The 24,440-nt window shown below is 59.8% G+C and carries 20 protein-coding genes; 1 reads left to right on the top strand and 19 read right to left on the bottom strand.

Features of this window, described 5'->3' with window-relative positions:
* The 10 genes from AWB68_RS26465 to AWB68_RS26420 form a co-directional block, all read right to left on the bottom strand.
* Positions 1-230, bottom strand: a 230-nt coding sequence (locus tag AWB68_RS26465) for a hypothetical protein (RefSeq protein ID WP_087647303.1), incomplete at its 3' end; no start/stop codon positions are given.
* Between the two features lie 49 nt (positions 231-279).
* Positions 280-537, bottom strand: coding sequence for a hypothetical protein (locus AWB68_RS26460; protein ID WP_087647302.1), 258 nt, complete (start codon positions 535-537; stop codon positions 280-282).
* A 50-nt stretch (positions 538-587) separates the two neighbouring features.
* A complete protein-coding gene (locus AWB68_RS26455; RefSeq protein WP_087647301.1) occupies positions 588-845 on the bottom strand; it encodes a hypothetical protein in 258 nt (85 codons plus the stop codon).
* A 50-nt stretch (positions 846-895) separates the two neighbouring features.
* Positions 896-1,153 carry a hypothetical protein gene (locus tag AWB68_RS26450; protein WP_087647300.1) on the bottom strand — a complete coding sequence of 86 codons (258 nt, stop codon included), beginning with the start codon at positions 1,151-1,153 and terminating at the stop codon, positions 896-898.
* A 1,077-nt stretch (positions 1,154-2,230) separates the two neighbouring features.
* Positions 2,231-2,569 (bottom strand): 4'-phosphopantetheinyl transferase family protein, encoded by a 339-nt coding sequence (locus AWB68_RS49680; RefSeq protein ID WP_235028516.1) that lies wholly within the window; start codon positions 2,567-2,569, stop codon positions 2,231-2,233.
* Positions 2,570-2,993: 424 nt separating this feature from the next.
* On the bottom strand, positions 2,994-4,640 hold the full coding sequence (locus AWB68_RS26440) for a glucosamine inositolphosphorylceramide transferase family protein (protein WP_125483044.1): 1,647 nt from the start codon (positions 4,638-4,640) through the stop codon (positions 2,994-2,996).
* Positions 4,641-4,694: 54 nt separating this feature from the next.
* Positions 4,695-6,512 carry a glutamine--fructose-6-phosphate transaminase (isomerizing) gene (gene glmS, locus AWB68_RS26435; protein ID WP_087647298.1) on the bottom strand — a complete coding sequence of 606 codons (1,818 nt, stop codon included), beginning with the start codon at positions 6,510-6,512 and terminating at the stop codon, positions 4,695-4,697.
* 274 nt (positions 6,513-6,786) lie between these two features.
* Positions 6,787-7,485, bottom strand: coding sequence for a FadR/GntR family transcriptional regulator (locus AWB68_RS26430; protein ID WP_087647297.1), 699 nt, complete (start codon positions 7,483-7,485; stop codon positions 6,787-6,789).
* Positions 7,486-8,176: 691 nt separating this feature from the next.
* Complete coding sequence (locus tag AWB68_RS26425) at positions 8,177-9,319, bottom strand: MraY family glycosyltransferase (protein ID WP_087647296.1); 1,143 nt, start codon at positions 9,317-9,319, stop codon at positions 8,177-8,179.
* 535 nt (positions 9,320-9,854) lie between these two features.
* A complete protein-coding gene (locus tag AWB68_RS26420; protein ID WP_087647295.1) occupies positions 9,855-10,916 on the bottom strand; it encodes an EpsG family protein in 1,062 nt (353 codons plus the stop codon).
* A 493-nt stretch (positions 10,917-11,409) separates the two neighbouring features.
* On the opposite strand from AWB68_RS26420, the gene AWB68_RS26415 reads away from it, so the two are divergent.
* Positions 11,410-12,630, top strand: a complete 1,221-nt coding sequence (locus AWB68_RS26415) for a glycosyltransferase family 4 protein (RefSeq protein ID WP_327383305.1) — start codon at positions 11,410-11,412, stop codon at positions 12,628-12,630.
* 22 nt (positions 12,631-12,652) lie between these two features.
* Here AWB68_RS26415 and AWB68_RS26410 read toward each other — a convergent pair whose 3' ends face one another.
* The 9 genes from AWB68_RS26410 to AWB68_RS26370 form a co-directional block, all read right to left on the bottom strand.
* The gene (locus tag AWB68_RS26410) at positions 12,653-13,585 is read right to left on the bottom strand and encodes a right-handed parallel beta-helix repeat-containing protein (protein ID WP_235028515.1); all 933 of its coding nucleotides are present in this window, start codon (positions 13,583-13,585) and stop codon (positions 12,653-12,655) included.
* A gap of 131 nt (positions 13,586-13,716) precedes the next feature.
* On the bottom strand, positions 13,717-14,454 hold the full coding sequence (locus tag AWB68_RS26405; RefSeq protein WP_087647292.1) for a DUF2334 domain-containing protein: 738 nt from the start codon (positions 14,452-14,454) through the stop codon (positions 13,717-13,719).
* A 53-nt stretch (positions 14,455-14,507) separates the two neighbouring features.
* Positions 14,508-15,698 (bottom strand): glycosyltransferase family 4 protein, encoded by a 1,191-nt coding sequence (locus tag AWB68_RS26400; RefSeq protein WP_087647291.1) that lies wholly within the window; start codon positions 15,696-15,698, stop codon positions 14,508-14,510.
* 67 nt (positions 15,699-15,765) lie between these two features.
* On the bottom strand, positions 15,766-16,890 hold the full coding sequence (locus tag AWB68_RS26395; protein WP_087647290.1) for a glycosyltransferase family 4 protein: 1,125 nt from the start codon (positions 16,888-16,890) through the stop codon (positions 15,766-15,768).
* Positions 16,891-16,979: 89 nt separating this feature from the next.
* The gene (locus AWB68_RS26390; protein WP_087647289.1) at positions 16,980-18,140 is read right to left on the bottom strand and encodes a glycosyltransferase family 4 protein; all 1,161 of its coding nucleotides are present in this window, start codon (positions 18,138-18,140) and stop codon (positions 16,980-16,982) included.
* Complete coding sequence (murJ, locus tag AWB68_RS26385) at positions 18,137-19,501, bottom strand: murein biosynthesis integral membrane protein MurJ (protein ID WP_087647288.1); 1,365 nt, start codon at positions 19,499-19,501, stop codon at positions 18,137-18,139. The genes AWB68_RS26390 and murJ overlap by 4 nt, the downstream gene beginning before the upstream one ends.
* Before the next feature lie 90 nt (positions 19,502-19,591).
* Positions 19,592-20,623, bottom strand: a complete 1,032-nt coding sequence (locus tag AWB68_RS26380) for an SDR family oxidoreductase (protein WP_087647287.1) — start codon at positions 20,621-20,623, stop codon at positions 19,592-19,594.
* A gap of 72 nt (positions 20,624-20,695) precedes the next feature.
* Positions 20,696-21,973, bottom strand: coding sequence for a Vi polysaccharide biosynthesis UDP-N-acetylglucosamine C-6 dehydrogenase TviB (gene tviB, locus AWB68_RS26375; RefSeq protein ID WP_087647286.1), 1,278 nt, complete (start codon positions 21,971-21,973; stop codon positions 20,696-20,698).
* A gap of 93 nt (positions 21,974-22,066) precedes the next feature.
* Positions 22,067-24,310 carry a polysaccharide biosynthesis tyrosine autokinase gene (locus AWB68_RS26370; RefSeq protein WP_087647285.1) on the bottom strand — a complete coding sequence of 748 codons (2,244 nt, stop codon included), beginning with the start codon at positions 24,308-24,310 and terminating at the stop codon, positions 22,067-22,069.
* Positions 24,311-24,440: the final 130 nt, after the last annotated feature.

Below are 24,440 nucleotides of genomic sequence, written 5' to 3'. Positions count from 1 at the left end.
CCAAGGTTGTTGATCGAGTTCGAGATGGTCGTGAGGTCCACCTTCGTGTGCTGCGATGCGTCGACTTGGGTCACCGGGGCGACGTTGGTCTGCGGGCTGCCGAACGAGAAGCCGCCGTTATAGTTGGCGTTCACGCCGTTGTTTTGGAAAATGCTGCCGCCACGAACTGCGCCCATTTCAGCGCGGTCAAGTTCTTTGTCGATGGACAGGTTTGCGATCGTCAGGGCCATGATGAATCTCCTAGTTAATTCGGGTGGGTTGAAAAGCTAATCGTTTCGCTTAGAACTGGGTAGCCTTGACCAGCCCACCAAGGTTGTTGATCGAGTTCGAGATGGTCGTGAGATCCACCTTCGTGTGCTGCGATGCGTCGACTTGCGTAACCGGGGCGACGTTGGTTTGCGGGCTGCCGAACGAGAAGCCGCCGTTAGAGTTGGTGTTCACGCCGTTGTTTTGGAAAATGCTGCCGCCACGAACTGCGCCCATTTCAGCGCGGTCAAGTCCTTTGTCGATGGACAGGTTTGCGATCGTCAAGGCCATGATGAATCTCCTGGGTAATTCGGTTGGGTTGGGAAAACTAATGGTTGCGCTTAGAACTGTGCAGCCTTGACCAGGCCACCAAGGTTGTTAATCGAGTTCGAGATGGTCGTGAGATCCACCTTCGTGTGCTGCGATGCGTCGACTTGGGTCACCGGGGCGACGTTGGTCTGCGGGCTGCCGAACGAGAAGCCGCCGTTATAGTTGGCGTTCACGCCGTTGTTTTGGAAAATGCTGCCGCCACGGACTGCGCCCATTTCAGCGCGGTCAAGGTCTTTGTCGATGGACAGGTTTGCGATCGTCAGGGCCATGATGAATCTCCTGGGTAATTCGGTTGGGTTGGGAAAGATAATCGTTGCGCTTAGAACTGTGCAGCCTTAACCAGGCCACCAAGGTTATTAATCGAGTTCGTGACGGTCGTCAGGTCCAGCTTGGTGTGCTGCGATGCGTCGACTTGAGTAACCGGGGCGACGTTGATCTGCGGGCTGGCGAACGAGAAGCCGCTGACAGAGTTGGCATTCACGCCGTTGTTTTGGAAAAAGCTGCCGCCACGAACTGCGCCCATTTCAGCGCGGTCAAGTTCTTTGTCGATGGACAGGTTTGCGATCGTCAGGGCCATGATGAATCTCCTAGTTGGTTCGGTGGGTGGGAGCACTAATCGTTGCGCTCGCAGCTACATACGCACAGGCTGTGCCAAGCCGAACCAGGAGGCTTGATAAATTTTTTAACGCGTTGAAAACAAACGATATGTTGCGAGTTGTCGGCCTTATAAAGCCGATTTTGCAGAACGCCTCGAAAAAGATTGTGTGCGACCGAAGCAAACACATTGACGACTTATGTTTGCTCTCAACGAACAGCTTCGAGTAAGGCTGCTTAACCGCCCGGCAGACACCGATAACGGTGGAGAAGCGACCGTTGGAAAAGCACTCGACCGCGCCCGGCAAGCGCTCGAGAACGCCCGCTCGACCTCCTCCTCCTCAGACTGATCTCGTCGCGACGTCGGTCGGCCCCGTTACGGGCATGCAGGGCACCAGGACCGAGCTGCGATCCTTAAAGCCGAGGCGCCCTTTACGAAGAGCTTATTTGTCGGTTTATTCTTCGCTGGATATTCACTGTGTGCCCGACGCCGCAGAAATGGCATGGCATTAGTTCTAAAGTCAGTATCAAATGCTTCCTAAAAAAGGAGACCATAATGCCAATCGTAACATTCAAGGCGCCAAGTTCGAGCCGCTTGAGTTGAACGCTACCCAGGTCGTTCGCGCCTCATAAAAATCGCTTCTTACGTCTATAAAGGGCTCGCCATGGGAGCAACATCCACAGTAATCCTTATCGTGTCGATATGGCTTATCTTCGTTCTTTTTCTCTGCGCGCTGGTTCGCAGCGGAGCAATTCGAGAGCGCGAGCAATACGATCAGTTGCTTTCCGCACTGAAGCAAGTCAAAGCTAATACCGCGTCTGAATTGAGATATTGGGAAACTCAATCGTCACGGTCCGTCACGGGCGGAAGTATAAAAAGTAACCACGCCGATTAGCCGGATGTTCACGAAGGCCGCCGCCCAGAACATAGCGCGATGCTGTGATGGGGATGTCCCGCATTATCTGCGGGGCGCCTTCGCGGGTCGATGTAAAGCCGGGGAGATGAACGGCAGCCGGATCACGATGACACATCGCAATGTCGCGCGCGCGCGTTTCGCCGCTATTTTCCGTCTAACCGAACTTCCCAGGCAACGCAGGCTGCATAGCCGCTGGGAGCGGGCAGCGTGGCGGCTTGAAAGCAAGCCGCATTTTCAGATAAGCGGTACTGCCTCGGCGTGCTGCCATCCCGTCCTGGCGATACAGACAGATGTCGAAGGTCCTCCGCCAAGCCCACGCCCGCAGCCTTGAGAATCGATTCCTTCATCACCCAGATCTCGTAGAACGCCTCCAACTGTGCGTGAGCATCCAGTCGCTCGATGTGAGTGCGCTCTCGCGGGTCGAGCGCAAGGTCTGCGACCGTGCGCCAGTCGAAATCCGTTGCATGCATCTCGATGTCCACGCCGACCCGCCTCCCGGAAGACAGGACGATAAGTCCATGACTGCCGGAGTGCGACACGTTGAAATCGAGAGACTGTTCGTGCACGATACCGGTCGCCCGAACGGTCCGCTTGCCAGCGATACGAGTTCCGGCATCACGCCGACGCGCTCGGCGAGCAGCTCGCGCAGTGCCGCTCGAAGCGTCGCGAAGCGCAACGCGTCGCCTATACGATGGAACGACTTCGCGCGGGCACGCTCGCCCTCGGATAATCCTGAGAACTTCTCGTCATCGAGCCCTGCATCGAATGCGATATCGACGCGCCACAGCGAAAGGTCAGGCGGGCACCCTGGCGGGAGCGGGATGCTGGCTAGCAGATTCATTGACTGATCGTGCAAATGACAGGATCGCAGGACGTGGCAGACGCGATGCTTCAAGCGCCACCGAATTACCTGCGCCGTTTCATCCCGTCGATGAGGGTCAATCGCCCGGCCCGGTTGAACGTGTGAACGCGGTCTATGCTTGCGTCCCAGTTCGCCTCGATCCGGCTGACGGGCGTTTCCGTGTAGGTCGTCTCGTCGATCGCGTCGATACGTTGAAACGACATGGCGCGCCCGTACTTCCCGCTGCAATCCTGCGCGGGCCGATACCACTGCCCCTGATGCTGAAAGATGTTCCCGCCGGGGCGGGCGCATCGGATGTCGGACACGATCGGATTGCATGGATGAGGATGCCAGTCCTGAGTCAACAGCGTATCCGACCAGAACAGGAACAGTTCATCGGACAACGGCGCGTGCTCGCTTTCCCGCATGCAGGCGAAGAGCCAGTATTTTCCCTCGTGACGCCAGATCGTCGTGTCCACGGCCATGACGTCATCCATCAGGTTCATCACATGTTCCCATTTATCGGGGAAACTCGTGCATCGATAAAGCTCGATGGCCTTGCTCTCGTTCGTCTCCGGAATCATGTAGAGCTCGCCGTCCTCCTCCAGCATGAAAGGATAGGACAGGTGATAGGGCCGCTCCAGTATCTTGACCGGGGGCAATACCGGCTGGTCGTTTGCATCGAACCGGATAACCGACAGATGTCCCCTGTTCTTCGAGTACTCGAGTTCCTCGATGAAGACCGCATACTCGCCATTTCTTTCGACGACAAACGGGTCCGCCCAAAAGCGGTCCTTCGGCGGCAGCAGTTCCTTGAACTCGAAAAGACGCTCCGGCAGATCGTCCTCATCGCCGAAGTGATAAAGGAGCATCCACTGTTCGAAGGTACGCAGGCCGCTTGCCTTCTTCGCGGCGGTTCGCGCCAACAGCTGGCCGATGAACTTGCCATAAGCGCCGCTGGTCGGCTCGGCGATTTTCTCGCCGGAGTAGAACGCCGGAGCCGCTTCGGCCTTCGTGTATTTGAGCCGGAAATTTTCTTCGCCGATCTGTCTCAGTTCACGCAACTTGCGCGGCGCAAACGAAAGCGTCTTCCAGTAGCAATGGCTGCGGTTCCTGTGAATCGAGACAGGGTAGGTCATCGACCATGATCTTTGCAGCGTGTGCTCGCGCTCGCCTGAGCGGGTCTGGAACTGCAAGGCGGACGCCGTCGTTGACCGGTCCAGCAGAACGTCCCACACGCCGACGGGTCCGCCGCGCTCGACAGGTTCGTCGCCATGCCGATACGACCAGATGCCGCAGGAAGCCGTATCGAAGATCTCGCCGCACGGCCGCAGCGGGCCGAGCCGCAGGAACACGGTGATATCGTAGCCGGCGATTGTCGCCAGGTCGCGAGGGTCGAAATGGTCACCGCATTCCTTGCTCTCTACCTTGGCATTCAAGAGCGGGGTTTCCGGCAGCGCCGACAACAGGTACTCGTTCCTGAACGCGTCATGGCTGACCTTGACGAGCCGTTTGTCGAGCGCCATCCACAGTGACAACAGCCACGGCTTGCCTTGCGAATCGATCTCCGCCGCCGGCGGAGCTTGATACGCGTACTTGACTATCAGGGCGATTTCGATGCCCTTTTCCGCGGCGATCAGCCCCAGCATGTGATTCACCCATGCCGGGACTGCCATGTCTTCGACGAGAAGCCCAACCCGTATGTTGCTCATTGTTGATTGTCTTTATGGATCGTCATCAACTCAACTCGCAGCGCGACCCGCGCATCATTCCACCGTCACCGATTTGGCGAGGTTGCGCGGCTTGTCGACGTCGGTGCCTCTCGTGCACGCCGTGTGATAAGCCAGCAACTGGAACGGCAGGACGTGCAGGATCGGCGACAGCGCCCCGTAATATTCCGGCATCTGGATGACGCGCAGGCCTTCTTCGCTCGACAGGTTCGCCCCCGCATCGGCGAAGACATAGACCTGTCCGTTTCGCGCGCGGACTTCCTGGATGTTCGACTTGAGTTTTTCCAGCAAGGCATCGTTCGGCGCGCTCACGATGACCGGCATTGCCTCGGTCACGAGCGCAAGCGGTCCGTGCTTCAGCTCGCCGGCCGGATAGCCCTCGGCGTGGATATACGAGATTTCCTTGAGCTTCAGAGCGCCTTCCATGGCGATCGGGTAGTGCGATCCGCGGCCGAGAAAAATGGCATCGTCCTTGCGCGCAAGCTCATGCGCCCACGCGATGATCTGCGGTTCGCGCGCGAGCACGCTTTGCAGCGCCGTGGAGAGCCCGGAGAGCTGTGAGCGATAGCTCGCTTCCTGTTGCTCGTCGACGTGCCCGCGCAAGCGCCCGAGCGTCACCGCCAGGAGAAAGAGCGCCACGAGCTGGGTGGTGAACGCCTTGGTCGACGCAACACCGATCTCCGCCCCCGCTTGCGTGATGAAGGACCAGCGCGATTGCCGCACCATCGCGCTCGTCGCCACGTTGCAGATCGCGAGCGTATGGTCGTGACCGAGCGACTGCGCGTGCATCAGGGCGCCGAGCGTGTCGGCGGTCTCGCCCGATTGCGAAACCGGCACCACCAGCGTGTTCGTGCTGGGAATCGTCTCGCGGTAGCGGTATTCACTCGATATCTCGACCTGCGTCGGAATCTTTGCGATCGATTCAAACCAGGTCTTGGCGGTCAGCGCGGAATAGTGGCTCGTTCCGCAACCGAGCAGCAGGACGCGGTCGACCGAGGCAAACGCATGCGGGTCTGTAGCGCCAAAGAGGGTCGCGTCGAACGGGCTCTTGCGGGGGAACGTCTTGGCCACGGCGAGCGGCTGCTCGAAGATTTCCTTCTGCATGAAGTGCCGGTACGGGCCGAGCGCGGCCTCGGTGGGCGGCTGGCGCAGGGTGCGCGCCTCGCGCACGACCATCTGGCCATCGCGATTCATGATCCGGTTGCCACTGGGGGAAAGATCGGCGATATCCCCGTCCTGGAGTAACACGAAACGGTCGGTGACGTCGAATAGCGCAAGCGGGTCCGACGCGAGAAACGATTCCGTGCCGCTCAGCCCGATCACGAGCGGCGAGCCGTACCGCGCTCCGACCACGCGCCCCGGTTCGGTATTGCTGAAGACGGCGATCGCATAGGCGCCGCGCAGTTCGGCCACGGCGTTGCGCACCGCGTCCGCGAGATCGCCACGGTAGTGACTGTGGATCAGGTGGGCAATCACTTCCGTGTCCGTCTGGCTCACGAATTCATAGCCGGCGCGGCTCAGCGTGCTCTTCAACGCTTCGAAGTTCTCGATGATGCCGTTGTGAACGATCGCGATCTCGTCTTTCGAAAAGATCGGATGCGCGTTCTGGGTCGCCGGCGCGCCGTGCGTCGCCCAACGCGTATGTGCAATGGCAGTCGCGCCCTCGAGGCCCATCTCGCGGACCTCGCGATCCAGCGAGCGGACGCGCGTCAGGCTGCGCACGCGTTGCGGAGCGCCGTCCCGAAGCACTGCGACACCGCACGAGTCATAGCCACGGTATTCCAGCCGCCGCAAGCCTTCGAGCAATACCGGAACGATGTTGCGTTCCGCGACCCCCGCCACGATTCCACACATATTCGTCCTCCGACGATGGTTTGATTCCGGTCGCGACTCGCACTGTCGTCAGCATCGCGCGGATTTTTTTAAAGCATGCTACATCGGGCTTGAACAGTGCGTTGCTTTGCGCATACATTTTCTTCAAGGAATCCGGATTAAATCGTCCGGTTCAACCAGCGCACAAAGCGCGCTCACAGCGAAAGGGAATAGCGGCTTTTGCTGAAACCGGGCGGCAAGCCGGAACGAGCGCGAGCGCGGCAGTTTCAGTTTACCGACGATGCCCGGCGTCAGCTCAAGCCGCTTCCACAAGCAACTGCTCGGCGCTGAGGGTGAGAAGCCGCATCATTGCCGCCTTCGCGCCATCCGCGTCGCCACCTTCGATCGCGCGCACGACCTTCCCGTAGTCTGCGAGTTTTGAATCGTGCGCGAGCGCGTGCATACGGGAAATCGGCTGCATGGCTCTCAGGCCCATGCGCACGACGCTGCCCATTTGCCTCAGCAGTTCATCTCCGCTCGCATCGACAATCGCCGCTTGCAGCGCGTCTTCGGCTGCCTGCTGTGCGGCGATGTCCGCACCTGCGTACACGAGGTTCTGATACGTGGCGGCGATTGCAATGCGCTGATGCCGGTTCGCGCGAGTGGCCGCGAGCGAGGCCGCGCGAGGATCGACGAGCTTCCGGAATTCGATCAGTCCACGCAGGTATTCCGGATCGGGCGTCGCGCGGAGCCGCCATTCCGCGACTTCGTGATCGATGATCAGCCATTCCTTCGTGGGTTTGATGCGAGTGCCCGTCTTGGGCCTGACTTCGAGCATCCGGCGCGAGATCAGGATGCTGAGCGCTTCGCGCATGATGGAGCGGCTGACGCCATGTTGCTTCGACAAGAGGATCTGCGGAGGAAGCAGGTTGCCTTTGTAGTCTCCATTGATGATGCCGGTCACCAGTTGATTAACCACTCGCTTGACGAGCGATGCTTCGTATCCGTGGTTCATTTTTGTTCTCATGGTAGCGCCCGCGCCAGCATGTTGGTCACTCCCCGGAGTGGCTCGTTGTCAATGCTTTTATCCTGACGCGGTGGTCTCTTGCTGTCCCCGTGCGGCGGACGGTGCTGCCGGCAAACCGGCGCGCGTCCACTCGCGTTTTGATGAATGACTCGTTGGTTCCTCTGCGATAAAGTGACTCCCCCATGTTCGGTCCGGGACGATCTGCGTCGTCTCACAATGCCACAGCGCAACTGGGTGTCTTGCGTCACGCCGTGAAGCGTGGCGTGCGCAAGATCGGTTCTTTTTGTCTTGGGTCTTCGGCGCGATCAGGCAAGGCCGTTTCGCCGGTCTCCTCTTTGACGATATGGTGCATGGGGTTTCGTCTGATTAACGTACGTCCTCACACACTGTGACTGGATAGCGACAGGGGATCGCACAGTCATGATGGCGCAAGCGTTTGCGTCGGGGATGGGATCTGGAAGCGGTTAAGGAACACGCTGCGCCGAGTCAATCCAGGGCCCGCTTTCACACGGTGATCGTGTGCATCCGTGAACACGATCGGCGTGACTTCGAACTCGCAACGCGCCGCTTTGGGCAATCGTGCGTGTCGCTCGATCATCAGGAATACTCGATACGTTGGAAGCGGAAATGAAAACGCCGGGCGCCGCATGAGTGCGGCGCCCGGCGACAGGCTCGCGCATCAGTTGCGCGGCCGCTCCGCCCCACGCGGACGCGGCGCGACAACCGGGGCGTGGCCCGTGATCATCAGCCAGCGCGGTGTCTTGGCGCGCACGATCGCCACATAGAGCCAGACGTAGAGCACGACGAAGGCGACGGTCGCCCCTGCGAGCGCGGCGGGCGAACCCCAGCAAAACGTAGCGGGAACGATGCTGACGAGGCTCAGCACCCACAGGTAGACCGAGGTGCATGAATTACGCAGCGCGCGCTGGCGCAGATTGCCCGCGTCGAGACCTTTGCGCACGATACGCCGGTACACGAGCGTATGCAGATGAAGTCCGTCGGGATCTCCCGCCGGCCTTCCACGCACGATCCTGCGGCGATAGATCGAGAAGAGCGTCTCGAAGGCCGGATAGATCGCGACGGCCATCCCATACCATGCGGACACGCTCGGGTTGCGAACGATCAGGAGTATCAGCAGCTCCGCCATGATGAAGCCGACGAAATAAGCGCCGCCGTCGCCGAGGAAGACGGAAGGCACCGGAAAATTCCAGAACACGAAGCCGCCGATAGCCCCGATCATCGTCAGCGCCATGCTCATGACGAGCCAGTCGTTGACACTGTGCGCGACATAGCCGATCGACGCGAAGATCAGCATGGTCAGAACCGACGCGAGTCCGTTGAAGCCATCGATGATATTGACCGCGTTCGTCAGCCCGGCGACCCCGAGCATCGTGAAGCCGATTCCTATCGGCATGATGCGCAGCCACTCATCGACGAGCGGCAGGTCCACCCGCGTGAGCGTCGCCTGCATGACGAGGCAGGCCGCGAGCGCCGAAGCGAGCGCGCACAGCAGACGCACTCTCGGACTCACGCGCTTGGTCATGTCCTCGATGATGCCACCGGCGAACACCGGCACGGCGCACAAGAGGAGCAGCAGATTGCCCGTGCCGGTGTTGGTCGCCCACAGGGGCTGCGCGACCAGAGTGATGGCCGCGGCGCATGCAATCCCTACTCCGCCGATTCTGGGCACTGCGTAGGCGTGGTTCTTCTGGATGCCGTGCAAATCGTGGTCCATCGAAAGCGATCCGTGCAGTCCCGAACTGCGCACGATAAAAAATATAACCAGGAATGAGGCTACGAAGCCAAGCGCAAGATTGAACATCTCTGTGCGACTCCAAAATTAACGGAGAAAATTTTTATATATCTTGTCGCTTGAATAAAAACTGTAGGACAAGGTTAGTGAATTCACACCGTCTCTCATTTGAGACCCCGACTCTATGGCATTCCCAACACAACCCGGGTGCAATGATTTTTTGAACCGACAAATCAGCGTAATTGCGGAGTACTGGTTGGCAGTGTGTCTTCCAAGTGTTAGCGATCAGGTTCGACCTGATTCCACTTTCTCCTTATGCGATGCCTCCATGAGAATATGATAAGACGATGATTTGCGTCGTTCGTCGCGGATAGAGCGCGCATCGATTCATCGACCGGTTGAATCGAGCATATGAAATGACAACTGCGCGCTTTCACATTCGACGTAAAACGAATCGGGCTTGACCCGCCGTTGACGTTGTGACAACGCAGACGGCGCCGTCACGCCGTCCCTATGGAATCGACGATATCCGGGCGAAACCAGATCTAAGGCAGGTAGGTCTTGCCGTCAGGCAAAGAGCGTCAAGTTGCCGTTCGACAAACGCTCAGAGAAAGTACCGGTAAGTGCCCAGCAAATAGTTCTTGATAACGTCGTAGCCCGCGATGGCCAATATAAAGCCCACGGTCCACAGGACCATCGAGTTCTTGATGCGGATCTCCGGTATCAGAAAGGCCAGCAACAGCGGCCCATAGTAGACAATTCGCTGCGTCCCGAATGGATATACGAAGAAGGAAACGATCAGGAACGCGATCAGCCCGATATGCATGATCGCTATTTGATGGATGACCTTTTCGCGCGTCGTGTTATCGAGATTTTTCCGACGAAGTAACAGCACGAGCGCCGGCACGATCAGATACAGGGTGAGCGCTATCAGGAAGTTCAGGGTGAATTCTTCTTGCTGGGTGTACTCCTCGAGCCGACGTCCGCCGAAGGTCTTGAACAGCCATGCTGACGCCAGCGACATAGCGAGCGCTGCACCGATCACGCCGGCGATTGCCAGCCGCTTGCTTCGCTTCATGAGAACGCGCGCGAGAATCAGGAACAAGGCCGGATATGCGAATGTCGTGTGAACGATGCTGGCGAGAAGCGCTCCCCGGACGGGCTGCTGCCGGCACATCGCGAAATACATCGCAATCGCCAACGCAAATCCCTGCCGGATTTGAAACAGCCCGACCGTTGCAAGGCCGGTGGGAATAAGCACCCACAGGAGCAGGCCGAGTAGCGGCCGGCGAGTTCGGCTGAGCGCGAGCGCCATGAGGACGTTCAGCACCACGACCGTGATTCGCACCGCGGTTTGGGGTTCGACTCCCAGTGCATCGATGCCCAGCACCCAGAGCCGCCAGCCGAGCTCGTCGGTGATCGTCCTTGCCAGGAAAAGGCCTACTGACCGGCTATTTGCCCAAAGATGAAGAAACCAGCTCGGATCGGCTTCCCTGAAGTACGCAACATAATTGTCCTGATCGAGCAACCGGTCTCGGTTGCCGAGGGCGAGCATGCACAAGATGATCGCCGACAACGCCAGGAATCCCAGCATGGAAGGGCGCAACCATTTGTAGCTCGTCGGATGAATCTGGAGCTTGGAGTCGAGTCGTTCGGCCATTTTCATATTTTTTGCCGGTCAGCTTCCCAGCCCTTCGCAAGCTGGAGGAGTTTGTCCATTGTTATGTCGCTCAAGTGTGCTTCACGTGAAGCGCCCTTCTCACGCACCAGGCTCGGTAATCGGCGATGGTATTCGGGCTTCACGGCCTTGGTACTCGACTCGCCTCACGCACCGCAACGCTATCAGCTTTTTGTTGGACGTAACGAGCGGAACGGCACACAAGCTTTATTGCGACTCGAGAATGAGAATGCCTGTGACGTACGCCGCACGTTTTTGATTTGTATAACCAGAAATCGTATCCGGCATTGCCGCCGGCAGCCGGGCCGATCTGTGTTCGGTGCCGAACGGTCAAATGCCTGACCAATCACTTAGTCTTCCAAACTGGCTTATCACGGTCGAAACGCATTTCAAAAAGGACACGGCAGTTTAAGGGGCAACCCAGAATACATCGATCGTTGGATCGATTTGAGCGTGTCGCGGATAACAAAAGCTGATTTAGATGACTGGAAAAAATAGAAAGCAGATTTCACACCGTGCGAACAAAATGAAGATCGTCCATATAATTTCTGGTCTCGGTGTGGGTGGCGCCGAAGCATTGTTGCTGAACCTTGTTTCGGAGTCGCGCACCTCCGGCGGTACGCACGTCATCATTTCCTTGTCCTCCCTGGATACCATGGCGGACCGTCTTCGTGCGGCGGGAGCGGAAGTCAAATTTCTGGGAATGCAGCCGGGCATTCCGAATCCGCTATTCCTGATCCGACTCGCCAGGTGGATTGTCGATGCCAGTCCCGATGTCGTCCAGACATGGATGTATCACGCGGATATTTTCGGCGGCGTCGCGGCGTTGCTGGCACGGCTGATATTTCGAGTCCGTGGGCTTCACCATCGCTTCGCGCTCGTCTGGGGCGTCCATCGGACCGAAGTGCCCACGGCCAAGGTCGGGCGCCTTTTGAGGACGCTTGCACGACTTTGCGCAATGGTTTCCAACCATGTGCCGGATTCGGTCGTTTGCTGCGCCAATGCGTCATACAAGACGCACGTCGAAGCCGGTTATGAACGCTCCAAGATGCAGGTGATTCATAACGGCTTCGACGTTCGCAAGTTCGTACCGGATGCCGCCGCCAGGGCGACGCTCCTGAGCTCGCTTGGCCTGCCCTCCCGTTCGATACTGATCGGCATTGTGGGGCGTTCGAATCCTGCCAAGGACTACGATAACTTTCTGCATGCGGCCGCGCTGCTTCGTCAACGCGTGCCGGACTGCCAGTTCGTCATGGTCGGAAAGGATGTCGATGCCGGCAACAAGGAACTCGCACATAGCATGAACGAGCTTGGCCTGGCGGACGCGTGCCATTTGCTGGGCGCCCGCAATGACTTGCACCGGATCATGCCGGCGTTCGACATTCTGTGCCTCTCGTCGCGCACGGAAGGCTTGCCGACGGTCGTAGGCGAGGCGATGGCGTGCGGGGTGCCGTGCGTGGTCACGGACGTCGGCGATACCGGCCAACTCGTTGGCGACACCGGTCTGGTTGTCCCGCCGCGAGATCCCGTCAAGTTGTCGAAGGCGCTGGAAGAAATGGCGACGCTGAGTCTGGACCAGCGCAAGACACTGGGAAAGCGTGCGCGCGAGCGGATTGTCGAATCCTTTTCCATTGCCGTTTGCTGGCAAAAGTATCGGGACATGTACGCAACATTGCTGCGTGCGAAGCGCGTGACGCGTTGAGCGTCACGCGCTTGACCGGCGCTTACCTGATGATCGTCGGGTTCGAGATGTCGATCCTCGGGCCCGCGCGGTCATAGTCGGTGCTGACAAACGCGTCTTTCCCGGGGTGAATCCACGTCGGCGAGTTGCTCGTGATATAGCCGGTGACCACGCTGCCTTTCGTCTTCAAACCGGATACGCTGTAGGCCGCTTCCCTGCTGCCTTCATCCTTGTGTCCGCTGATCACGACGCTGACATACTTTTCCCTGCTTCCCGGCAGTGCCTCCAGCCAGACGAGAATGCCGAACTGGCAGTTGCGTGTCGTCGGATTGACGATCCGGATGTCTTCGATAACGTCGGTGTTTCCGTTCGGCTCGATGTCGAGCCCGGCAGACGGGAGCGTACCGGCGATGTTTTCCCACACAGGGCGATCGAACAGGATATTCCTGCCGCTGATGATCGACACGCCTTGCCGGCGACATCCGGAAGCATGGTGATTCATGACCCTGATGTCGCTCGAGTAGGGCAGGCCGCTCGCGAAGCTGTTCGCGATATAGATTCCGTCTCCCCAGCAATTGATCGTAGTGGGTGAAACGATCGTCACATCGGTGCTTCCGGCAATCGATATGCCCATGCCCCACTCTCCCCCGGTTGCGGTGTTCAGCTCCTTGCTGCCGTCGACGCGGGGATTTTCGAGGATGACGTGTCGCACGTCCCAGATGCGAATGACCTCATAGTTCTGGGCGTCGTGAGGCAGCAGCTTGATCGAGGCGCCGGGCGCAAAGCGGACGCGGCTATTGCTGCGCATGTGTACCCCTTGCTCGTCGATCCTGCATGGACCCGTAATGACCAGCGTCTTGCCGATCGCACTGTCGACGGCTTTTTGAAGCGCGGCACGATCATTGGTCTTGCCATCCGCTCTGACACCAAACCATCGGTCGACGACCTCTTCCGGCGCGGGACGCTGATTGTTCACCGCGTCGGCCATTGCAACGAGGGGTCGGCTGATTGCACCCACCATGCTTCCCAGGAGAAAAGCATTTACTGCTCTCCGGCTATTGCGCACCGTGCACTCCCTCAGGAACAAATGAATTGTATGGCAATAAATCAGCCCCTCAAACGGCGCATGGCACGCAGCGGGGTAGACGTCAAAAATCGCATCGCCATGGCAACGCCGGGAACAGGGTTTTTCACGCTCGCGGCCTCTTCAAAGGAGATGAACCGCGAGCGGTTCTTCTTCACGAAGCCGACGATTTTCTGGACCTCGGCCTCGCTTAGCGTATTGACATGCAGGCAGATGGAATACACGCCAAAGCCAAAATGCAGCGGCGATGCAAATAGCTGAGGCACGGCAGTCAGATCACCAAATTTATAGGGATAGACGCCGCATCCGTCCGTCAAGTACTTGAAGTCCAGAGCGGCCAGCGCCCGGAGCGTCGCCTCGTCGAAAGAATGCGAGGGCGCCATGAATACCGGCTGCCAGACGCCTTGTTCCATGAGGATCTGCTTTCCCGCCTGCAACTTGGAAAACTGCTCCTCGTATGAGAGGCCGGCCAGCTCCGATTTGCCTCCAAGACGCAAGAGGCCCGGGTCCCGAGTGACATACTGGTGGGTGTATCCGTGCTGCGCGATACTCCAGCCGCGGTCGGACCAACCGCGCACCGTGTCCCAGAACGCGGCCCTGGCCGGCTCGACGACGAGCGTCTGATCCAGGCAGTTTGGAACGACGCCGACGAGCAACGGCAGGTCCTGCTCCAGGGAAAGCTCATCGAACGGATCGAATCGCGACCAGGCCATTTCCGGAGTGACGTCATCAAAGCGCAATATGAATTTCGGAACGACCATAGCCACTCAATCTCCTTCATCAAACCGATGAGAAATATCTGCAAATCTGAGACTCAAATCCGTCGCTCGCGATGACTTGTCACGGCGGCCCCGTGAGGTGCCGGGTCCAGCAATTCGCTATAGACCCGCAGGGTCTTGCTGATCACGATGGCTTCGTCGAATTCGTTCAGGGCCTTTTCCCGGGCCGCCAGGCCAAGCTTCCGGCAGAGCTTCCGGTCGTCGTCCAGACGGCGAATCGCATCAGCCAGCGCCGCGCTGTCGCGCACGGGAATTCGCAAGCCGTCTTCGCCCGTGCTGCTCACGACTTCACGGCAGCCCGGAGCGTCCGTGGTGATCAGCGGCAATGCGCACGCGGCCGCCTCGATCAATGTCTTGGGCAATCCTTCCCGGTAGCTCGGGAGCACGACGACGTCCACTTCGGACAGCATCTTCGGCATATCGCTGACATGCCCCAGCCACGTGAGAAGCCCTTCGTCAGCCCAGCCTTTGACGAGCCCGCTGGGGACAGAGGCCGGATTGCCATCGTCCGGCGTGCCGGCAAGCAAGAATTTCACCGACCGCTTTTCTCTTCCCAGCTCTCGCGCAGCCTCGACGTACTCGGCAATCCCCTTGTCCCACAGCAAGCGAGCAGCCAGCACGACCCGCAACGGGGCATGGGTTTCCTCACCGGCCTCTGGTCGGGCGGCGAACCTCGAACAGTTCACGCCCGATCCTTTGATGAGCCGTATCGCCCGGTCATCGACGATCCTCGCCTGTTTGAACACCGCGACGTCGTCCGGATTCTGCAGGATCAGCGCGTTGCGCCGTCCGTTCAGAGCGAACCGCATCAACTGGCGCACGACAGGCCTCAGCACGCGGGCTTTCAAATCCCGGCTCGTGAATACGTAACCCATGCCCGCGACGGCATTGATCCGCGCGGGCACGCCGGCAAGCCTGCTCGCCAGCGACCCATACACCGCGCTCTTGATCGTGAAGCCATGCACGAGGTCGGGCTTTTCACGCTGAAGAAACCGCACGAGCCACGCGAGCACGCCCAGTTCGCGCAGCGGATTGAGGCTTCGACGATTCATCGGCATGGCGTGCCAGCTGAACCCCAGTGCCTGCAGCTTGGGGCCGAATTCCCCATCCGGCGACAGCAATACGACTTCGTAGCCGTCCTGCCGCAGTTTCTCCGCCAGCGAGAGCCGGAAGTTGTAGAGATACCAGTCGGTGTTGGCAAAGAGGACTACTTTTCGTCCGTTCATGTCCGCTCCTGAATTTCTGAGCTTTGTAGTAGATACGGCAGGTCACGGCCGCAACGATTCCATCGGTTCACTGCGTCGACTCGACCGGTTTCGCCCGAGCGCCGACCCGGTCGAACAACTCGTCCCAGATACGCAATACCGTCGTCAGCGAATAGCGTTCTCGAACAGAAATGGCAGCCTTTCTGCCGAGCTCGGCGCGCAGTGGATCGTCCGAGATCAGGCGGCGCAATGCGGCCGCCATGGAATTCGCGTCGCCCGGCGGAATGAGCAGTCCGTCCTCGCCGTCTCGCGTCAACTGCCGCGGCCCACTCGGGCAGTCGAACGACACGACGGGGAGCCCGATCGCCATGCCTTCCATCAGTGCCATGGGCAAGCCCTCATGGCTCGACGACATCGCAAAGACCTGTCCATTGGCCAGCTCGGCCCACGGAGTCAACGTCCTGCCAGGCAGGAAGATCCGCTGGCCCATCTGCAGTTGCCCGATCTGGGCCTCCAGCGGGGCGCGCTCCGGCCCTTCTCCCCAGATCCACAAGTCCCAGTCCGGGAACTCGTCGGCCAGCAATGAAAAGGCGCGAATCAGCAAGTCGAACTGCTTCGTCTTGTTCAGCCGCCCCAGCGAAATGACGCGCTTGCGCGCGGTGGCGGGTTGCCGTTGCTGCTGGAACAGTCCGTCAGGCAGGGGATTGGGCATCACCGCGATGTCCTTCATGCCCGGCACGACCTTTCTGAACGGTGCGACCACGTCGTCGGTCAGCAGGGTAAGAAGGTTTGCCTTCGGATAGACAAACCGGCACAGCAGCCTCCATAACAACGAACGGCGATCGGCAAGCGGATTCGTGTGCTCGCTCACGATGACGGGAATGCCGAGCCCGCGCGACGCCAGGATCGTCGCGATATTCACGTTGGTCAGGAACGACACGATCACATCCGCACGGCTTTCGCGCATGAGCGAGCGCAACGCGCGCATGCGTTCGACATAGGCGAGCGGCCCGCGGCCGCGCCGCGTTACCAGGTCAGCCAGGTAGACGAACTTCACGCGGTCCGAAACGGGGTAGTTGCACGCGCTCTGCCCGGAATAGGTCGCGACGAGCGTGACCGAGTCGCCCCGCTCGACCCAGGCATTGACCAGCGTGGCAGCGACGCTCTCGGCCCCGCCATCCTGCATCGCGCTAATGAACAAGACGATATTCATTGAATGTCAGGTCTCGGCCTGCATGGTTGATCGAAAGCCGCGTGCCTTATCCGAAATCCGCCCTTCGAGATGGCCTTGCGCGGCGGTTCTCACTCTGTCACCCGCACGGAAGAACAATCGATGGTCCGGGAAACTCTCACGCCGGTTTGCGTGAACACGTCGCGCCACATCGAGAAGACTCTCGCCACGGAGAATTTATCGACGACAGCGCGCGCCCGCGACGCCATGAGCGCCCGGGTCTCGTCATCCTTCATCAAGGTCGACAAGGCGTTGGCAAGTTCCTGCGGATCGCCGACTGCCTGAACCAGCAGGCCGTCGTGACCATGCGTGATGATGTCTCCGGGACCCGCGTCGCAGTCGAAGCTCACCACCGCGCAGCCGCTTGCCATCGCCTCGACGATCGTCATCGAGAAGCCCTCGAACCGCGAGCTCAGGACGTACAGATCGGCACGCTCATACCAGTCAGGCATATTGCCGACCTGGCCCGGCAGGAGCACGCGATTGCGCAATCCCGCCACCGTCACTTGCGCCTCGAGCGCGCGCCGGTCATGACCATCTCCGACGATCACGAGATCCCAGCCGGGAAACGCGCTCGCGATCCGGGCGAAGGAATCGATCAGGATGTCGAAGCCCTTTTGCTCGGCCATGCGTCCCGCGGCAAGCAAGACGCGACGCTCCGGGCCGACGATTTTCTGCGGCGGCACAACGGGTTCCACGACAGGAATCGGCAGGGAAATCGAATTGGGAATGACGGTGACCGCCTTGCAATGACAGTGATCCTGCAACCACGCCTTGCTTTTCTCCGTCAACGCGACGACCTTGTCCGCCAGCGGGTAGGTCCAGCGGCGCAGGAACTCCCAGAACTTTCCCTCGGAGAGCATCGGCGGATGAATGTGCTCTGTCGCGATCACCTTGCACGGCAAGCCAAGGCCGGCCAGGATTGCCAGGATCGATGGCCTCGTCTCGATGCCAAGAACGACGTCAGGCTTCACTTGCCTCAGCACGCGGCGCAATGCCAGCATCCGGCGGGCATTCGCGGAGACCGCTCCCGCGGGGCCGCCGGTCGCGCCCGCCAAGTCCAGGGTGATGCGTTCGACAGAAGCGGGCAGCGAATAGAAGTCGCTCGCCGTGGAGGTCAGCGTCGCGACGCTGACCTCCCAGCCTTGCGCCACCCATTCGCTCGAAAGGTTCATTGCCACGCGCTCCGCACCGCCGTAATGCAGGGAATGGATGAACAGCAGAATCTTCATAGCGGACCCGTTTTATTCTTTGATGACCGGTTTGATAACGTGAAAAACAGATAGCAGCCGAACGAACTGGCACCCATTACGCCGGTTGCAAGCACGACCCCCGTGATGCCGAACGATCGAATCAGGAAGAAATTGGCAAGCGCCTTGACCGCGAAATTTGCTGTCGCGATGCCTGCCATTGCCTTGAAGCGGCCTTCGCTCGCGAAAAGCTGGACCAGCACCAGTACTGCGAAATAGAAAGGAATCTGGATCAATCCCCAGCGAAACAGACTGGACACCGCCACCGTGTCCGCAGCGCTGAAGGCGCCGCGCTGGAAGAGCAGTGTCACGGCCATCGGGGCAAGCAGCCACGCCACCACCGCCACCACACAGCCGAGCACCAGCATGATGAGCGACCAATTTAGCGCGATGCTTCGTGCGCGAACGTGATCTCCTGCACTCAACAGCTCTGATAGAACCGGCAAAGTGGCCCGGCTGATCGCAACGGCGCCCATGCTGACGAGCAGTGCGATCACGCGGCTTGCATAGCCGAGCGTCGCGATCGCGCCGTCGCCGAGACCTGCTACGAAATACTGGTCCAGTGGCGTGGCCAGGCTCATGATGACCTGGCCGATCATGAACACACCCACCGCGCGGTACATGTGGGGCCATTGAGGCGAGCTGAGAGAAAAGCTGAAGCGCGCGCGCAGTCTGTCCGCCCGCCCGGAGAGCACGCTCAATATCCCCGCCTGGAAAATGAAGCCGAGCGTGCTGCCCCAGATCAATGGGGCCGGGGAGCTTGCATTGCGCCAGGTCAGGACGAAACCGAGCAAAACGACCGCTGGAACGCACTCCAGAAGCGTGTTGACATGCTTTTCCCGTGCCTGGAGCCGTGCTGCATAGACGCAAATCGTCAGCATCAGGATGCCGATTGGCGCCATCCCGAGCATCATTCGACGCGACATCACGCGGGTCTCTTCCGACAGGTTGCGCGCCATCAACTCAAGCGCATAAGGCCAGGAGAAGTAGAGCAGCACCGCGAAGATCACGCCGACAAAAATCGCCATCACGTCGAGTTCGCCCAGAAACCGCGCTTGCTCCTGCTTGGGTCTGGAGCGCAACTCGACCAATGCGGGAACGAGCACGACACTTAGGACCGCGACAAACGTAGCCGGCAACCAGGTGATCAGTGTGAGCGTGAGCTGATAGGCATCCACGACGTTGCTGATGCCATAGCGATAGGCGATCGCCATTTCCTTGAACGCACCCGCGGACTTGCCGATGAGCGCGAACAGGGAAACCCAGACCGCACTCCGTGCTATCCGCGTATGGTCAGGATGAATCTGCAGAAGACGGCTTCGCCAACCTGCGATTTGAGACATCGACACTACCATCCTAAAGAAGATCTATCCGTTTCGGACACGACGGTAATGCCGAAGTGCGCCCGCGTTGTGGTCAAGTGTGAAGACAACTCACCTTTGCAATACGAACTGGATGTACCAGGGCATGGCCCTCGACAAACCTTCCGCCAGGGGAACCCTGTTCTTGTAGCCGAGCAGCCGCTCCGCCTTGTCGACATTGGCCTGTGAATGCCGGATGTCGCCGGAGCGGAAAGGCCCGAATACGGGGCGCTTGTCGCAGGACACGCCGTTTTCGGCGAGCACGGCCTGCAGGCCGTCGTAGAGCTGGATCAATGTCGTGCGATTGCCGACGGCGACGTTGTACACCTGGTTCCTGCCCTCCTCGTCCGCCATCGCCGCCAGGATGTTCGCCTGCACCACGTTGTCGATGTAGCAGAAGTCCCGGCTGGTTTCACCGTCGCCGTTGATCACGACGTCGTCACCATGGATCAGCGCGGCCGTCCACTTGGGAATGACCGCGGCGTAAGCGCCATCCGGGTCCTGGCGCTTGCCGAACGCATTGAAGTAACGCAGGCCGACCGTCTTGAAACCGTAGGTGCGCGCAAACACCGAGGCGTACAGTTCATTGGCGTACTTGGTGACGGCGTACGGTGAAAGCGGCTGCCCGATGTGATCTTCGACTTTCGGCAAGCCGGGATGGTCGCCATACGTCGAGCTGGAAGCGGCGTACGTGAAGCTCGCGACCTCGGCATCGCGCGCGGCCACGAGCATGTTGAGGAAGCCGCTGACGTTGACTTCGTGAGTCGCGACAGGGTCGTTCACCGAACGCGGCACCGAACCCAGCGCCGCCTCATGCAGCACGTGATCGACGCCCTTGACCGCGCTCGCGCAATCGTCCATGCGCCGGATGTCCCCTTCGATGAACCTGAACCGCTTCCATTGCTCCGGCGATACGAGCGAGCGTACTTCGTCGAGATTGTGCTGGTAGCCGGTCGCGAAGTTGTCGAGTCCGACCACGGTCTGATCGAGCTTGAGCAGCGCTTCCAGCAGGTTCGAGCCGATAAACCCGGCCACGCCGGTAATCAGCCACTGCTGCGGGCGCTGCACGAGCCGTTGCCGTATGGTGTTGTAGCGATCAGGCATCGATGCCCTCCGAATAAGATGAGCACGCCTTCACAGGGTGATGGCGTGATGTGCGGTGCGTTGCGGGTTCTGCTAGAGACGCAGGTCGCTTGCCCCCGCGGGCAGCAGGTACTTCAGGTCGTAGAGCACATGTTGCGCCTTGCCGAACACGCGGATCGCATCCGCACCCAGTTCCAGGAATCGGCTATGCGCGACAGCCAGGATGGTCGCGTCGTAGATGCCTTTGGCGGGGTGCTCGATCGGGTCCAGGTTGTACTCCTGCCGGGCTTCCTCTTTCGAGACCCACGGATCGTAGACGTCCACTTCGACGCCGTATTCCCGCAACTCGGCCACGATGTCGACGACCCGGGTATTGCGCAGGTCAGGACAGTTTTCCTTGAACGTCAGGCCCATGATCAGCACCCGGGCGCCCGAGACGCCGATCTGCCGCTTGGTCATGGCCTTGACGAGTTGCGCCGCGACGTAACCGCCCATGCTGTCGTTGAGCCGCCGCCCCGCGAGGATGATCTCGGGGTGGTATCCGATTGCCTGCGCCTTGTGCGTCAGGTAATAGGGATCCACGCCGATGCAATGCCCGCCCACCAGACCCGGCCTGAAGGGCAGGAAGTTCCATTTGGTTCCGGCTGCCTGCAAGACTGACTCGGTATCGATGCCCATCTTGTTGAAGATGATCGACAGTTCATTGATCAGCGCGATGTTGACGTCGCGCTGGGTGTTCTCGATGACCTTGGCCGCCTCGGCAACGCGAATGCTGCTCGCCTTGTGCGTGCCCGCGACAATGATCTGGCTGTACAGCTGGTCGACGAGCTCGGCTATCTCCGGCGTCGATCCCGACGTTACCTTTTTGATATCCGTCACGCGGTGGGTTTTGTCGCCGGGATTGATCCGCTCGGGACTGTAGCCAACGAAGAAATCCACGTTGAATTTCAGCCCCGACATCCGCTCGAGCACCGGAACGCATTCCTCTTCCGTCGCACCCGGATAGACGGTCGATTCATAGATGACCATGTCGTTCTTCTTCAGCACGCTGCCGATGGTTTCGCTGGCGCCGATCAGGGGTCGCAAGTCGGGACGCTTGTAGTCGTCGATCGGCGTCGGGACGGTGGCGATATACACGTTGCAGGCCTTCATCTCCGCGATATCCGACGTGAATTTCATGCCCGTGGCAGCGGCCAGTTCTTCATCGCTGATCTCGAGCGTTACGTCTCGTCCTTCACGCAACGCGGAGATTCGCGCGTTGTTGATATCGAAGCCCACTACCGGGCGATGCTTGCTGAACTCCACGGCAAGAGGCAATCCGACATAACCCAGACCGACTACGGCGACTTTCAGTTCATTTAGCGAATGCATGACTTGTTGCTCCCCATTTTTTATGGACACGCGTCTTTCTCGAGGCCTTGGGGCAAGGTTCAGTACGACCTTGCCTCAGAGCTCGAGCGCGCGTTATTTCGTGACCGAGTCGGAGTAGTACGCCTCGTATGCGTAGCCGCCGTACCGGCGTGACTGGGCGTAATTGCCGCGGTTCACCTTGAATCCGTTCAGCAGGATGCCTTCCACTTTCGAGCCGGTTTGCGCCAGGCGCTTGACCGATTCCGATATCTCGCCAGCACGCGTATCGGCGAAGCGCGCGACCAGGAAGATCGAGTCGGCGACGGGCGCCATGGTCGCAGTATCGGAGACGGCGAGGATGGCGGGCGCGTCGAGCAAGACAATGTCGTATTGCTCTGAAACGGCGCTGATGGTCTCCTTGAAATGGCGGCTCAACAACAACTCGGCCGGGTCCTTCGGATAGTCTCCGCACTGCAGGACATCGAGATTCGGCAGAACGTTCTTGTGCACGGCGTCTTCGAGCGAACGAGTACCGGCGACAAGGTCTGCAAGTCCGGGGCCGCGCTGCAAACCGAAGTACTGGTTCAGATGGCCGCGGCGCAAGTCGCCGTCTATCAGCAGCACGCGCTTTCCGCCTGCGGCCAGCAATGTGCTGAGGTTGGCCGACAGGAACGACTTGCCGATACCCGGCAACGGTCCCGCGAGCATCACCACATTGTTGCGGTCCCCGTTCAGCGCGAATTGCAGCGATGCGCGCATCGTGCGCAGCGCTTCTACAGCCGGGTCCTTCGGATACTGGAAAGCCAGAGCCAGCTTCTCGGGACCCTTGATGGCCATCTTCCTTGTCAGTTCGTCCTGACGGTCGCTGACCGGGATCGTCGCGTACACGCTCAGGCCGGTGCGCGATTCCAGCTCTTCGGGATCGGCCACGCCCTTGAACAGGTAGTCGCGCACGAAGGCGAGCCCGACACCGATGAACAGCCCCAGCACCGCCGCGACCAGCAGTAACAGCGACTTCACCGGCTTGACCGGGCGCTCGGGGACGTCCGCGGTATCGAGCAATTGCACGGACGCGGACTTCCCGGCCTTGACCAGCCGCAAGGTTTCGATGTTGCTACGCAACGCCGCGTACATGTCGGAGCTCACGCGCATGTCCCGCATCAGGCGCAGCGCACCCTGCTCCGCCGCCGGCATGGCCCTGACGCGTGAAGCGAGCGTCTCGACGTACTTGTTGGTGCTGGCGATCTGCTGGTCGATCGCCGCGACGCTCGGGTGCGTGGGCGAGAAGCGAGCGGTCAGGTCCTGGCGCTGGCGCTTCAGGTCGTAGAGGCGCGAGTCCGCTTCGGTGGCCTGTCTCAAGATGAGCCGGCCCTCCTCGTCCGCGTCCAGGAGACCGTGACTGTTGCGATAAGCGTTGTAGGCTTCCTCCGCCTGCTCCATCTGGTGCTTCGCGGCCGGCAGCTGCAGCTCAAGATAGTTCAGCGACTTCTCGGCGTTGGCGCCCTTCTGGTTCACGTTTTGCCGCACATACTCTTTGCCGATCTCGTTGAGTACGGTGCTCACCAGAACCGGATCGCTTCCTTCAAGCAGGACGCCAAGCACGTTGGACTTGTTCCCTTGCTCGTCGATCTGGAGGCGCTTTTGCAACTGCTCGAGCGTCTGCTGGCGCGAGTGCCGCGTGAGATTGAACACAGCCCCATTCTCGCCATCGAGCTTGCTCACCAGCAACGTGACCGGTCCGTGGCTGCTTTCGAATTGCTCTTGGACGCCGACCCGTCCGGTGACCGGCTGCTCCAGCCCCGGCCCGCGCAACTGGTATTGGCCGCCGGACAAAGCGGTGACGGTGTACCCGGCGCCTTCCTCTTTCTTGGGAACCTCAAACGTCGCCACGCTGATTGCTTCATCGCTCCAGACGAAGCCGCCCCAGCCAAAGAGTCCTGGCGTCAGGCGTGTGTCGTTGTAACGCGCAATCACGCCTCCGATCACCGGAAAGCGTTTCGGCCCGGCGTCAATATAGAGCTTGAGCGAATCCACCGTTTCCATGGCGATGGATTTCGATCTCAGGATCTGCATTTCGCCTTCAGCCGAAGATTTTTCCTCGAACATCGACGATGCATTGCGCACCAGGTCTTTCGCATCCGGCAGTGTGGTCGGGGTGTTGTCCTCCACCTTGATCGAGATACTCGCTCGATAGACAGGCGTAGCGCAGAACGCGTAAAGACCGCCCATCATGATGAAGAGCATTGTCGTCACGGCGATCATCACGCGGTGATTCATCAGCGTGTCGATGATCGATCCAGGATCGAATTCATCGTTACGTTCGAATAATGCCTCTGACGCTTGATTTTTATGTTTCATGGACACGTCTCGTCACGTGATTTTCTATGACCGCGCAGGCAAGCGGATTCCCGCAAGGGAATCCGCGCCCCTCTCGTTCCGCGCGCGACCAATATGGGATTGATCGCAGGATGAGAAATCGGCTCGAAGA

The sequence above is a fragment of the Caballeronia choica genome (assembly GCF_001544535.1).
Classification (GTDB): domain Bacteria; phylum Pseudomonadota; class Gammaproteobacteria; order Burkholderiales; family Burkholderiaceae; genus Caballeronia; species Caballeronia choica.
Note: the sequence above shows the minus strand (reverse complement) of the source record. Positions and strands in the feature narration are given on the sequence as shown.